This is a genomic window from Bradyrhizobium sp. AZCC 2230 (assembly GCF_036924495.1).
Taxonomy (GTDB): Bacteria; Pseudomonadota; Alphaproteobacteria; order Rhizobiales; family Xanthobacteraceae; genus Bradyrhizobium; species Bradyrhizobium rifense.
On record NZ_JAZHRS010000001.1, the window covers coordinates 6,894,240 to 6,907,453 of the forward strand.

Consider the following 13,214-nt stretch of genomic DNA (forward strand, 5'->3'; position numbering starts at 1 on the left):
TGGGCGGGTGGAGGCGACAGCGAAATGCCGGGCCGGAGATGGGAACTGGGGTTGTCGTTAAGGTGCAGCCTCGTGTCGTCCTGGCGAAACAGGCTGTGTGAAAACCCAGCGAGTTATGGTGTTTTGGGTTTGGCTTGATTCGAGGCGATGATGGGGCACGTGACGGGACAATCGCGATACCAGACGACGCTTTTTCCGGAGGTTCTGGACGAAGCTGTGGGCCGGGACGATCCGGTTCGGGTGATCGACGCGTTTGTCGCGGGGCTCGAGTTGGAGCAGCTCGGGTTTTCCAAGGCTATTGCGGAGGAGATGGGACGACCGCCCTACGCGCCGGGCGACCTGTTGAAACTGTATATTTATGGGTACTTGCACCGGGTGCGGGCGAGCCGTCGGCTGGAGGCCGAGACGCGGCGCAACATTCAGGTGATGTGGCTGCTCAACCGTCTGACGCCGTCGTTCAAGACGATAGCGGACTTCCGCAAGGACCATGCAGAAGCGATCGTGAAGGTATGCCGCGCCTTCATTGGGTTCTGCGGGGAGCAGTCGCTGTTCGGGGCGGAGTTGCTGGCGATCGACGGGACCAAGATCGCGGCGGTGGCGAGCCGCAAGCAGGTGGTGACGCCGCAACGTATCGCGAAGATGAACGCGGCGATCGACCGCCGGATTGCGGATTATCTGGCGTCGATGGACGACGCCGACCGGACGGAGGCGGGCTCGGTCGGCAAGCCTGTCGATGTTGCGGCTGCGATCGAAGCTCTCAAGGCGCAAAAGGATCAACTACAAGCTCAGGCGCAAGATCTGGCGGCGCGCGGGCTCAAGCAGGAGGTCATGACCGAGCCGGAAGCACGGTTGATGCGCACGCCGCACGGCCACGCGGTCGCCTACAATGCGCAGACCGTGGTCGATGCCGAGCACAAGCTGATCGTGGCGTTCGATCTGACGAACGAGGGCAACGACCTGCAGCAGCTCCATCCGATGGCGGTGCAGGGCAAGGCTGCGGTCGAGGCCGACGAGATCACGGTCGTGGCCGACACCGGCTATTCGAACGGCGAACATGGGGCGCTCTGCGAGCAGGACAGGATCACCGCGATCGTGCCGCGGCCAGAGGTGGTCAATCCGAAGGGCCCCCAATACTTCAGCCGGGATCGGTTCAGCTACGACCATGAGAGCGACACCTGGCGTTGTCCGGCCGGGGAGACGCTGAGCCTGTTCAAGACTTCGCAGACCCAGCAGCAGAAGGAATACGCCAGCCGGGCGTGCGGCGCCTGCGCGCTCAAGGCGCAGTGCACGAACGCTGCGCGGCGGGTGATCGTGCGTCATTTTTACGAGGATGAGCGTGAAGCGATGCACCGGCGGGCCGTCGCCGATCCGAGCTGGATGACGCACCGGCGGGAGACCGTCGAACATCCGTTCGGAACCATGAAATGGCTGATGGCCGGTCCGCGCTTCCTGGTGAAGGGGTTGAAAAAGGCAAAAGCCGAGCTCGCCCTGGGTGTCCTCTGCTACAATCTCAAGCGGGTGGCCAACATCCTCGGCGTGCCGGCCTTGCTGGGAGCGTTGGCACCATCTGCGGCCTGACAGGGGCACTTTTGCCTCCCGCTCAATCGTCCCAGCATCAGCGCGACTTCTCGCACGGCCTGGAAAGCCAGGACCCATAACCACAGGACGCGGGTATGCGCACGCAGGTAACCACGGCGTGCCGCAACAATTTACAGTCGGGGTAATGGGTCCTGGCTTTCGCCAGGACGACGGATCATTCCGCGGCCAGCGACTTTACCCGCAGCGGCAGACCCAGGCGGTCCCACACCTGCAGCAGCGCTTCGGCGAGCTGATCGATCAGGCCGTCGTCGTGATAGGGCGAGGGCGTGATGCGCAGGCGCTCGGTGCCCTTGGCGACGGTCGGATAGTTGATCGGCTGGATATAGATGCCGTGATCCTCGAGCAGCATATCCGAGGCCTGCTTGCAGTTCTCGGGATTGCCGACGAACAGCGGCACGATGTGCGTGTCGTTCGACATCACCGGCAGGCCGGCCGCGTTGAGGATCGCCTTGACGCGGGCGGCGCGGTCCTGGTGGCGCTCGCGCTCCCAGCTCGAGCTCTTCAGGTGCTTGATCGCAGCCGTTGCGGCCGAGCAGATCGCCGGCGGCAGCGCGGTGGTGAAGATGAAGCCCGGGGCATAGGAGCGCACCGCGTCGATGATCTGGCCGTTGGCGGCGATATAGCCGCCGAGGCAGCCGAACGCTTTCGCCAGCGTGCCTTCGAGGATGTCGATGCGATGCATGACGCCGTCACGCTCGGCAATGCCGCCGCCGCGCGGGCCGTACATGCCGACGGCATGAACCTCGTCGACATAGGTCATCGCATTATATTTTTCGGCGAGATCGCAGATTTTGGCGAGCGGGGCGACGTCGCCGTCCATGGAATAGAGGCTCTCGCAGGCGATCAGCTTCGGCCGGTTCGGACCGGCCGCCTTCAGCAGCGCTTCGAGGTCGGCGAGATCGTTGTGGCGGAATACTTGCCGCTCGCAGCCGGACTGGCGGATGCCCTCGATCATCGAATTATGGTTGAGCTCGTCCGACAGGATCAGGCAGTTCGGAATGAGCTTTGCGATGGTGGCGATGCCGGTCTGGTTCGAGACATAGCCCGAGGTGAACAGCAGCGCCGCTTCCTTGCCGTGGAGGTCGGCGAGCTCGGCCTCGAGCTGCACCAGTGGATGATGCGTGCCGGCGATGTTGCGGGTGCCGCCGGCGCCGGTGCCGACGCGGGTTGCGGTCTCGACCATGGCGCCGACCACCTTCGGGTGCTGACCCATGCCGAGATAGTCGTTGGAACACCAGATCACGACATCGCGCTTGCCCTTGGGCGAGTGCCAGACCGCATGCGGGAACCGGCCGGCCGTACGTTCCAGATCGGCGAACACGCGATAGCGGCGCTCGGTATGGAGGCGATCAAGGGCGGTGTTGAAGAACTGGGCGTAATCCATCGGTGCAACCTGGGACGGAACTGACCAAAAGGGCGCATCTACTTAGAGCTTTTCCAGCTCTAGTGTCTATGCGCTATCCCACATTTGGACGTGAAGGGCATTTGGGCAAAATGCCCTATCGTGCGATTTGAAACTTAATCCCGATCAAGTTCGCGCGAGACGCATGTTGCTCTGCACCATCCGGTGCTCCGTCGCCCCGCTTGCGGGGAGAGGTGAGACCACGCCTCAACTCGCCCTGAACTGGAGCACGCCGTCCTTGGTCTCGGCCGTCAGCCGGCCCTCGACAATCATGTAGTTGACGTGGGCGACGAGCTCGCCGGCGGCAAAGCCCATCTGGTGCTCGTCGAGCACGTGCTTGTTGAACACCACAGGCACCAGGGCGCGCGAGGTCTGCGGCACCTCGCGGCAGGCTTCCGCGATCAGACGGCAGCGCTCCTCGTGGTGATCGGCGAGCTGCTTGATGCGGGTCTTCAGTCCGTAGAACGGCACGCCGTGGCCGGGCAGCACCAGCAGATCATAGGGCAGGGTGGTGGTAAGGCTCGCGAGCGACGCCAGATATTCGCCGAGCGAGTTCTGGTCGGGCTCGACGGCCCACACGCTGACGTTCGGCGAGATCTTGCTCAGCACCTGGTCGGCGGACAGAAACAGCTTGTCGTCGGCGCAATACAGCATCACCTGATCGAGCGCATGGCCGCCGCCGGTGATCACCTTGAAGCGGCGCGTGCCGATCACGACCTCGTCGCCATGCGAGATGCGGCGGTAGGACGGCGGCAGCACCGAGACGCGCTTGAGATAATCCTGGCCGCGGCCGAGCAGCTTTTCGGTGAGCGACTCGTCCATGCCATGGCGGCGGAAGAACAGCCGCTGCGCCTCGCGCCGCTCTTCGGTGCCGCGGTTCTGGTGATAGACCGATTGCAGATATTCGACCTGCGACATCACCAGCGGGCAGTTGAACCGCTCGACGATCCAGCCAGCAAGGCCGACATGATCGGGGTGCGAGTGGGTGACGATGAGGCGCGTGATGTTGACGCCCTTCAGCGGCCCTTCGAACAGTTTGGTCCAGGCCTCGATCGTCTCCTCGTTGCCGAAGCCGGCATCGATCATCGCATAGCCGTCGCCGTCGGCGAGCAGATAGATGTTCACATGGTTGAGGCGGAACGGCAGCTTCAGCCGCGCCCACAACACGCCGGGCCTGACCTCCACGACCTCTTCGGGGCCGGGATGCTGGTCCCAGGGATAGCGCAGGGCCTCGGCCGAGGACTGCACGGTGTCGGTTTTTGCGTTCATGCTACCGGCTTAAACCCAGCGCGGGCGGGGCGCCAGCCGAAAAAGAACGCGCGGCCCGCCCGCATGGCGGTCATTCCGCGTAGTTTTCCGTAGCCCGGATTACGCCACGCCCGATCCGGGCTACGAGACGGCGTCCTTACGCCGCCCGCATGTTGTTGAGGAACGCGTCGATCTCTCCGCGCAGCATGTCGGCCTCGCGACGGAGGGCATCCGATGCACTCAGCACTTCGGTTGCCGCGGCACCGGCCTCGGCCGAAGCCGTGGAGACGCCGACGATGTTGCTGGAGACTTCGCTGGTGCCGCCGGCCGCATGCTGGATGTTGCGGGCGATCTCGCGGGTCGCCGCACCCTGTTCCTCGACCGCAGCTGCGATCGTGGTGGTGACGTTGTCGATCTCGCCGATGATCCGGCCGATGCCCTGGATGGCGCCGACGGCCGAGGTCGTGACCTGCTGCATGCTGGCGATCTGGGTGCGGATCTCCTCAGTCGCCTTCGCGGTCTGGCTGGCGAGGCTCTTCACCTCGGAGGCAACCACCGCAAAGCCGCGGCCGGCTTCGCCTGCGCGCGCCGCCTCGATGGTGGCGTTGAGCGCGAGCAGATTGGTCTGCGACGCGATGGTCTGGATCAGATCGACCACGACGCTGATGCGGCTTGCGCTGTCGGCAAGGCTCTGCACCGTGGTGTCGGTGGCACCTGCTTCCGCAACCGCTTTCTTGGCAATCGCCGCCGAGGTCACGACCTGCTTGCTGATCTCCTCGATCGAGGACGAGAGCTGCTCGGTGCCCGACGACACGGTCTGCACGTTGACCGAGGTCTCTTCGGCGGCCGAGGCGACCGCGTTCACCAGCGCGTTGGACTGATCGGCTGTCGTCGACATGCTCTGGGCCGTCGTCTGCATCGAATTGGCCGATTGCGCGAGATTGTCGAGCGCGGAACGCACCGTGCCCTCGAACTCGGCGATCTTCGCCTCCATCTGCGCGGCACGCTCGGCCTTGACGACACGATCCTTGTCCTGCTCGCTTGCAAGCGCCCGGGCTTCGATCATGCTGTCGCGGAACACCGTCAGCGTTTCCTTCATCGCGCCGATCTCGTCGTTCTGACGGGAGCGGACGATCTCGGTGTCGAGGTCGCCGGCCGAGAGCAGCTGCATGGCGCGCTGAAGCTCACGGATGCGGCGCAGGATGTTGCGGCCGACATAGAGCCAGACGAACAGCGCCGAGCCGATCAGCGTGAGCCCGCCGAGCGCCAGCATTGCGGTGGTGGCGAGCGAAATCTCCTGGCGCGCCTGGAAGGTCGACGCATTGGTCTCCTTCTGCACGCCGTCGACGAGCGCTTGCACGCTGATACCGAGGCCGACATTGAGCTTGCGGGTCTCATCCAGGATGGTCTGGCCGTAATCGATGGAGTCGAGCTCCTTCTGGCGGATCTTGAATACGCCGGTCTTGCCCTCGCCGAACGTCTGCAATTTCTGCATTGCGACCTTCACCGCAGTGGTTGCGGGATTGTCGGGCAGGTCCTCAAGGTTCCACTTGACGCGGTCGCGGACGGCCTTGAATTCGTGTTCGATCGTCTCCAGCGTGTCGCTGGAGTTGGCAGACAACGCGGCCATCATGTCAGCGGCCATCAAATTTCCGTTGGCAAGCACCGTGCTGATCTGACCAACGGAGCGGACAGCCTCCATGGCGTCGTCTGGCGACACGTTCGTCGATGCCATGATTGCGCTCAGCCGTGTCTGGGTATCCAGCATTGCGGGGTTGGCTGCGCCGACGAAGGCGAGCTGCGCCTTGCGCAGCGCCGCGTATTGCTTGTCATGCAGCGCAATCGTGTCGAGGCGCTCCTTCGCCGCCGACACCAGGCTCTTGGTGGCTTCATCGATGCTCTTGACGGTCTCGCCGAGCGCGCTGGCGACCTGCTTGTCGGCGCCGAGCTCGATGATCTCGCCGAGCTTGGCCATGGCCTGTTGCTGGATTTCCTGAACCTTCTTGGTGCGTTCAGCCAGCGCCTCGTCGGAGGGCGAGGCGAGCAGGCCCGGTCCTTGCGCTGCGAGCGTCGCACTCTGCGAGGCAAGCTGAAGGCTGGCGGAGAGGCGCGGAATGTCGCGGCCGCTCAAATCCATCATGGTCGAGCCGAGATGGTTGAACACGAAGCCGGCGCCGGCTGCGATCACGAGGCCCATGCCCGCGATCACGGCGAAAGCCGCAATCAGGCTGCCGCGCAGACCCCACCTTGGCATTTTGAAACGCGGCCTGAATCGGCCCAAGCTCAGACGGATCGCCATCGAAATTCCCCCACACCCCTAATCTCTTATTTTCGCTGCGGAGTATCCTTGGACCGGGTTAAAAAATCGCAAGTTGCACAATTGCTTGGCCAGTTCCGCAGAGCGAAAAAGAAAGGGCCGGCAGTGCTGCCGGCCCTTGATAGCGGAGGGATTCTGTAAGGCGCGATCAGTAGCGCGCGACCACCGGGCTCGCCCAGTTGAAGCGGTAGTTGAGGCCCGCCTTGAAGGTGTGGTCGTCGGTGGTGAAGTTGCCGGTGCCGACCAGCGGACCCGCGGTGAAGTGGGCGTCGCCGAAATTGTAGTACTGGTACTCGGCCTTGGCCGACCAGTTCGGCGCGAACATGTATTCGAGGCCGGCGCCGACGGTGTAGCCGTTGCGGTGATCGCCAGTGATGATGAAGCCGGTCGGCACGCCGCCCACCGTCACCTTCTCGTTGTTGTCCGAATAGGCGTAGCCGCCCTTCACGTAGACCAGGCCCGGGCCCCAGGTGTAGCCGACGCGACCGGTGATCGAGCCGAGGCCGCGCTGGTCGTTGGTGTAGGCCACGCCGCCCGGAAACACCGCGCCGACGTTGCCGGAGAGCCAGGAATACTGAGCTTCAGCACCGACCACGAAGTTCGGATTGAACTGCCAGTCCGCACCGGCCTGCAGACCACCGAGGAAACGGCCGTTGCCGTTGTTGCCGGTGGAGAGGCCGTTGAAATTGTTGTCGCTCGAGAACGCGCCGCCGAGATGCGCGCCGATATAGAAGCCGGTCCAGTTGTAGATCGGCGCGGCATAGGCCGGCGCCTTGTTGTAATAGGGGCGGGCGCCGAGATCGGCACCGAGGGCCGGCGCAGCCGCGCTCACCGCGAGCAGCGCAACGGTCGCAAACAGAATCTTCTTCATAGTCCTAACTCCAACACTCATGTCCCCAGCAGGCGCGCTGTCCGCGCCGCGTTGGTTTTGCAGATAGCTCGCTTTTGACGAAAATGCTGTCACATGCATGGCACAGCGGCGCCCAACCTAACTTATTGGGCCCTAAATGATTTTCGTGATTAATGCCGGCTTAAGAAGGGGTGAAGGAAGGCTTAATTCGCGTGGCTCGCGGTAACCTCCGCGCGCGTCTCGTTAACCAAGACGCCGCAGCACCTCGTCGCGCATCTGCGCGCGAAAGGCCGCGCGCTTCGCAGGCCGGTCCTCCACGCGCACGTCGTGGCGATCGAAGATGTCGAACTTCTCCAGGATCGGATAGCGCTCGCTCGCCATCGCCAGCACGCGCAGCACCTTGGTCGCGGCCAGCGTCGGCCCGCTCACCTCCCAGCGCCGGATCGTGTCGGCGCCGCCCTTCTCCGGCAATGCACACAGTTTCGCCATGTCGGCCGCGGTGAGCTTCCGGCCGAGCACCTCGGACAGGTCGGCGCGGAGTTGCTTCAGTTCAGGACCCGTCATGTCACCTCAAGACGCGAAGTCGTGGAAGCGAATGCAGTAGCGCTGATTCGGGTCCATCCGAAGGCGGACACGACCGTGGTAGTGTCTCCGCGCCAGTCCAGCGTCAGCGAGGGGAAATCCCATGCCCGTGTTCAAGCTGCCCCTGTCGGGGGATGTCGTGCAGTCCATCAACCCCATCACCTCGTTCTTCAGTCCCACCGGCGGCCAGTTCGGCCTCGTCAATATCACGGTCGGCCAATCCTCGGCGCCCGAGGTCGAGAAGGACGTGCTGTCCGATGTTGCGAGCTACGGCAAGCAGATCGGTCAGGTCGCGGATGCGCTGCTCGTGGTGATCGAGCATCTGGAAGCGCTCGGCGACAGCGCGCTTCGGGACGACAAGGCGGTTGCAGCCTTCAAGGAGCTGATGCATTCCGTCGCGACCGTGAAGGAGCGCCACGGCCGCACGGCGTGCCGGCCCAAGCGGCGCTGATTGGGCGGCGCCATGGCGCTCCGGCACATTTCCGCGCACACGGAGTTATGAACGGAGGCCTATGGGAATTCGTCGACGAATGAACACATCGCTCAACAGGCCCGCAGCGAATGGAGGATCAGTCATGACGACGACCAGGCTCGTCATTGTCGCACTCATCACGACTGGACTGCTTGCCGCGCCGTTCGCGGCTGAAGCGAAGAAGGTCCGATCGAGCAGACACCATTACAGCACGAGCGTGATGGCGCCGAGCTATGGCGGCGCCGGATCGGCGGCGGTGCAGCCGAGGGCGTCTTACGGGTCGTCCGGCCAGACGGTCGGGACGGTCACAGCGCCGTCGATCGGAACGTATAATTGGCCTTCGGTCGGCGTCACCAATGCGGTCCCGACCTGGAGCAACACCAATCCGAAGTAAGAGGGCTAGTCTCTGCGCGAGGGACGTTGCAGCCTGGTCTTGACGGATGTGGCCTATGGTCCGCCTACCCGCCGAAGTGCAGGCTCACCTGGCGTCGGAACAGCACCCTCACATAGGGTGGGTGGATCCCATCGGACCGCACATAGTACATGTAGGGATGATCGGAGACGGTCGCAAAATTGCGGTCGGTCGAGGTCGGGTCGATGAGGCTGACATAGTCGTAGGTCCACTTGCCTGGCCCATCCGTCGCCTGAAGCTCACTGAGCTTCGCCAGCAGGGTCGGCTTCGACCAATGCATGAGATCGCGCGAGGCCTGGATGTAGAACCCGGCCGGTCCCCCGAAGCGGTTATCGGGGGCGTATTGCGTGGAGATGAAATTGCCGGTCTCCGCGTGCAGCACGAGGCTCTCGGCGGCGCCGGCCAGGACCGGCTCGCACACGTGCTCATCGGGCTTCGCAACGTTTTCCCGGTAGGGGTCGGCGAAACGGATGGTGAAATCCTTCCCGTCCCAGGCCCGCCATGACCCGGGACTGAACACGTCCGGCGTCCGGACGACGCAAGGACCGTATTTCTGCGCCTTGTAGGGCCAGTCATTGAACAGTGCGTAGTAGAACCCGCCGATCTTCATGATGTTCGTGGGCGTGTTGTAGCCGTAGGCACTGGCGCGGTTCCCGACGACGTACCGGTAGGGAATGGCCGCCACGAGATTTTTCGGAGGCGCCGGCACCGCGAAGCTGTAACCGCCGTCGAGCGACTGCGCGAAGGTGACCGTGTTCCACCAGCAATTATTGGGATCCTTCGGCGTCGCGCACATCTTGGGGATTTCATCGGCATCGTATTCGCTATGGACCAGGGCTGCGATGCGGCGCCCGTCCTCGGTGTAGAAGGAATAGAGCCAGTTGTTGTCCTGAAAATGCGAGGGATCAGGATCCTTGGGCGAGCGATAGACCACACGGCAATCGTGCTTGACCTGATTCAGGTTCGGACCGAGCGCGGCGCGAGCGACATAATGCGTCGCGATCAGGTGGACGATGTTGCGATCGTCGCGAAACGCGCGGGCGGGTGCGTCAGGGATGTCGATTTGTTCGCAGCTATTCCGCGTATCGAACACGGTTTGCCGGGGTCCGGTGACGCTGGCCGACACCACGGGCGGGGCGGGGGGTGCCGGCGGCGCGGTCGCTGCGCCGACGCACCGCGCCTCGAACGACACACTGAGCGCCAGCAGGATCGAGAGAGCGTTGGTCCATCGCATCTGAAACCGCCGTCGGGTGACGTTGAGATGACACGCTGACGACGACTTGAGGCGCCGCCAAATGCCGCCCGTTCAGGTGCTTGAGGATTTGGTGCGAGACGCCGCACGATGCAAGGCCGGCTCAGACGCGGAGGCGGCGGTGATCGATACCTCCTGCGGCGAACGCTGCACGATCCACCGCCGATATTGTCGCGTCCGGAATGCGGTGGCGGCTTGTTGCAGGATCAATGCTCGTAGCGGCGACACCTTTGGATTCGGTCCTTGGCCTCGGCTCAATCGCCGCAACTGGAATTTGGCGACGGCCATGTTCGCGAGCGAAGCCAGAGTCTTGTTCTTCCAGGTGATCGGCGGAAGCTGGGGCGCACTGTCCTTACCGAGACGCCAGTCGCGCGGCAGATGCGGGTCGATCGCTAGCGCCGTGCCGATACCGACCATGTCGATCCCGCTGTCGAGCACCTCGTCGGCAATTGCGCGACGGCGGATGCCTCCGGTGATCATCAGCGGCATCCTCGCCACCGTCTTGATGTCGCGGGCAAACTCCAGAAAGTAGGCCTCGCGGGCGAGTGTTTTTCCATCGCGCGACTGCCCCTGCATTGCCGGTGCTTCATAGCTCCCGCCCGAGAGCTCCACGAGGTCCACGTCGAGATGGTTGAGCATGTCCACCACCTGTCGGGCGTCGTCGCTGCTGAAGCCGCCACGCTGGAAGTCGGCGGAGTTGAGCTTGACGGCGACCGCGAAGCCCGCGGATACCTTGGCGCGAACGGCCTTCACGATCTCCAGCAGCAGCCGCGCCCTGTTCTCGAGCGAGCCGCCCCACGCATCCGTTCGTCGGTTGGCGAGCGGCGACAGGAATTGGCTGAGCAGATAGCCGTGAGCGGCATGAATCTCCACCCCGGTGAATCCGGCCTGCTCGCCCAGTTGCGCCGTTCGTGCAAACCGCCTGATGACATCGGCGATGACATCCTCGGTCATCGCCTCCGGCACGGCGAAACGGCTGGACATCTTGCCGAGATCCATCGCGACCGCCGAGGGTGCGAACGTCTTCTGCCCAAGATTGGCCTGCATCTGGCGGCCCGGATGGTTGATCTGAAGCCAGACTTGCGCGCCTCCTGCGCGGCCGATCTCGGCCCAGCGCCTGAATCTGTCCAAATGTCTGTCGTCCTCCAGCACGACACCGCCCGGACCCGTCATCGCGCGTCCGTCGACCATCACATTGCCGGTGATGATCAGGCCCGCCTCGCCATCGGCCCAGGATTTGTAGAGCCGCATCAATTCTTCCGACGGCGTCTGGTCCGCGTCGGCCATGTTCTCTTCCATCGCTGCCTTGGCGATGCGGTTGGGGATGACCGAACCGTTGGGGAGCGTCAGTTTCTCGAACACTTTCATGGAACCCATCTCGAAACCTTGTCTTGATCGTGGTCCGACCCTACCCTTAAAGTTAACTTTAAGGTCAACCCCCCTTCGAGGTCCGGCATGAGGATTGGAGAACTGGCGACCCGCAGCGGCCTGACCGCATCTCGTATCCGCTTTTACGAAGCGAGCGGCTTGATCAACGCCGTCGAGCGTGGCGCCAACAATTATCGCGACTACACGCCGGACGCCGTCATGCTGCTGGAGATCATCACCAGCGCGCAGAATGCCGGGTTCTCGCTTGAGGAGATTCGCCGCCTGATGCCGCTGAGGTTCGATGCCTGCCGCCATGACGAGCTCGTCGGCGCGCTCAGGCGGAAGGTTGCCGAAATCGAGGCGCTGCAAGAGCGTCTGGCAGAAAGCCGGGAACGCCTGCACGCCATCATCGAGACCATCGAGACCAAGCCGGAAGGGTTGAGCTGCGGCGACAACGCGAAGCGGGTGATGACCCGCTTTCGCAAACAGGGCGCACCGGCGCCAAAGACGCGAAGAGCGCCTCGGACAAGGTCGTCCTAGCCGGAACGGTTCAACGTCAGCCTTCTGCGCTGCCTGCCGTGATCGCGAACACGAGACAGGTCGTCGTCGCATGCGCGATCAGCCGGCCTTTGGCATCGGTAATGCGCGCTTCGGCGGTGGCGACGCGGCGGCCGGCATTGAGCACGCGGCCTTCGGTGCGGACTGTGCCGCTGGCTTCGCTCATGCCGCGCACGAACGAGATCTTGAATTCCAGCGTGGTGTAGCCGGTGCCCGCGGGCAGTGTGCTCTGCACCGCAAGTCCCATTGCGGAATCCAGCAGGATCGCGGCATAGCCGCCATGAACCGAGCCGATCGGATTGTAATGACGCAGGCCCGGCACGCTATGGATCACCACGACGCCCGGCTCGGCCGTGCAGTCGAACGGCTCGACCGTCTGCATGATCGGCGGCTCCGGCAATTGCCGTGCGAAGATGGCGCGGACGAAATCGAGCCCCGGCATCGACGCCATCACCTCAAGGGGCACGACACCGTATTCGGTTGCCTGCTTGCCGGAACTGCCGTCGACCATCGCTAGCCTCCACAGCGTCATGCCCGGACTTGGTCCGGGCATGTTCATTCTTCCGAAGGATGCGTTGGCGGGTCAAGACCGAGAGCGGCCCTAGGCTCCCCGGCCGCCCTGTTGGCCGATCACGCAGCGCCACCCCGCCAGCCGTTCGGCCGGATGCTGGTTCATCCATTCAGCAAGCTGCGGCGCGCCCATCATGCAGGACTGCATCGAGACCTGGGCGAAGTCCGACGTGGTGACGATCTGCTCATGGCAATTTCCCGGAGTCGAGAGACTGCAAAGCACTGCGATGATCTTGATCACGCCAGATTTCCCACGTCGCTGCCGGCCGCACGGCTGATCGTCGCCGCGTCCTGCCGCTCGCTTGCATCAGCCGGCGGGAAAATGCTGTCGTAAATCGCGCGGGCCTCCTGGATGAGGCGAATGCGCTCGCGCTCGGATTTCGAGACAAACTGAATAACCTGGCCCATGTCGGCCTCCAAATAGATCCTCGATCGACCATCAGATGATGGAAATCATTCCATCCGGATATGGTGTGCCGGCTTCAGCCTTGCAGCTGCGCGGGCGGTCACGAGGGATAAAAAGGCCGTGAGCGCCCTCTTCCTAAGGGGCGGATCGGGATACCGGAGCGATGAGCCGACCTTTG

14 protein-coding genes are annotated in these 13,214 nt (G+C 63.7%); 4 read left to right on the forward strand and 10 right to left on the reverse strand.

The window, feature by feature from the left end; genetic code table 11:
• The first annotated feature begins 159 nt into the window (after nt 1-159).
• Nucleotides 160-1,578, forward strand: a complete 1,419-nt coding sequence (locus V1280_RS32910) for an IS1182 family transposase (protein ID WP_334534338.1) — start codon at nt 160-162, stop codon at nt 1,576-1,578.
• 175 nt (nt 1,579-1,753) lie between these two features.
• Here V1280_RS32910 and hemA read toward each other — a convergent pair whose 3' ends face one another.
• From hemA to V1280_RS32935, 5 genes are all read right to left on the reverse strand, one after another.
• On the reverse strand, nt 1,754-2,983 hold the full coding sequence (gene hemA / locus V1280_RS32915) for a 5-aminolevulinate synthase (protein WP_334534341.1): 1,230 nt from the start codon (nt 2,981-2,983) through the stop codon (nt 1,754-1,756).
• A 225-nt stretch (nt 2,984-3,208) separates the two neighbouring features.
• Nucleotides 3,209-4,270 carry an MBL fold metallo-hydrolase gene (locus V1280_RS32920; RefSeq protein ID WP_334534344.1) on the reverse strand — a complete coding sequence of 354 codons (1,062 nt, stop codon included), beginning with the start codon at nt 4,268-4,270 and terminating at the stop codon, nt 3,209-3,211.
• A gap of 136 nt (nt 4,271-4,406) precedes the next feature.
• Nucleotides 4,407-6,548, reverse strand: a complete 2,142-nt coding sequence (locus V1280_RS32925; RefSeq protein ID WP_334534347.1) for a methyl-accepting chemotaxis protein — start codon at nt 6,546-6,548, stop codon at nt 4,407-4,409.
• A 166-nt stretch (nt 6,549-6,714) separates the two neighbouring features.
• Complete coding sequence (locus tag V1280_RS32930; RefSeq protein WP_334534350.1) at nt 6,715-7,437, reverse strand: outer membrane protein; 723 nt, start codon at nt 7,435-7,437, stop codon at nt 6,715-6,717.
• A 222-nt stretch (nt 7,438-7,659) separates the two neighbouring features.
• A complete protein-coding gene (locus V1280_RS32935; protein ID WP_027535611.1) occupies nt 7,660-7,980 on the reverse strand; it encodes a hypothetical protein in 321 nt (106 codons plus the stop codon).
• A gap of 121 nt (nt 7,981-8,101) precedes the next feature.
• Here V1280_RS32935 and V1280_RS32940 point away from each other — a divergent pair, with 121 nt between their 5' ends.
• Together V1280_RS32940 and V1280_RS32945 are read left to right on the forward strand one after the other, a co-directional pair.
• On the forward strand, nt 8,102-8,449 hold the full coding sequence (locus V1280_RS32940) for a hypothetical protein (RefSeq protein WP_334534357.1): 348 nt from the start codon (nt 8,102-8,104) through the stop codon (nt 8,447-8,449).
• 124 nt (nt 8,450-8,573) lie between these two features.
• Complete coding sequence (locus V1280_RS32945) at nt 8,574-8,864, forward strand: hypothetical protein (RefSeq protein WP_334534360.1); 291 nt, start codon at nt 8,574-8,576, stop codon at nt 8,862-8,864.
• Between the two features lie 64 nt (nt 8,865-8,928).
• Here the strand turns inward: V1280_RS32945 and V1280_RS32950 are convergent, their stop codons facing one another.
• Both V1280_RS32950 and V1280_RS32955 read right to left on the reverse strand, forming a co-directional pair.
• Complete coding sequence (locus V1280_RS32950) at nt 8,929-10,116, reverse strand: hypothetical protein (RefSeq protein ID WP_334534363.1); 1,188 nt, start codon at nt 10,114-10,116, stop codon at nt 8,929-8,931.
• A 72-nt stretch (nt 10,117-10,188) separates the two neighbouring features.
• Nucleotides 10,189-11,502 (reverse strand): NADH:flavin oxidoreductase/NADH oxidase family protein, encoded by a 1,314-nt coding sequence (locus tag V1280_RS32955; protein ID WP_334534366.1) that lies wholly within the window; start codon nt 11,500-11,502, stop codon nt 10,189-10,191.
• A gap of 87 nt (nt 11,503-11,589) precedes the next feature.
• Here V1280_RS32955 and V1280_RS32960 point away from each other — a divergent pair, with 87 nt between their 5' ends.
• On the forward strand, nt 11,590-12,042 hold the full coding sequence (locus V1280_RS32960) for a MerR family transcriptional regulator (protein WP_334534369.1): 453 nt from the start codon (nt 11,590-11,592) through the stop codon (nt 12,040-12,042).
• A gap of 16 nt (nt 12,043-12,058) precedes the next feature.
• Here V1280_RS32960 and V1280_RS32965 read toward each other — a convergent pair whose 3' ends face one another.
• From V1280_RS32965 to V1280_RS32975, 3 genes are all read right to left on the reverse strand, one after another.
• On the reverse strand, nt 12,059-12,571 hold the full coding sequence (locus tag V1280_RS32965; protein ID WP_334538476.1) for a PaaI family thioesterase: 513 nt from the start codon (nt 12,569-12,571) through the stop codon (nt 12,059-12,061).
• Nucleotides 12,572-12,661: 90 nt separating this feature from the next.
• Nucleotides 12,662-12,871, reverse strand: coding sequence for a hypothetical protein (locus V1280_RS32970; protein WP_334534372.1), 210 nt, complete (start codon nt 12,869-12,871; stop codon nt 12,662-12,664).
• Nucleotides 12,868-13,050 carry a hypothetical protein gene (locus tag V1280_RS32975; RefSeq protein ID WP_334538661.1) on the reverse strand — a complete coding sequence of 61 codons (183 nt, stop codon included), beginning with the start codon at nt 13,048-13,050 and terminating at the stop codon, nt 12,868-12,870. Before V1280_RS32975 ends, V1280_RS32970 begins: the two co-directional genes overlap by 4 nt.
• Nucleotides 13,051-13,214 lie beyond the last annotated feature (164 nt).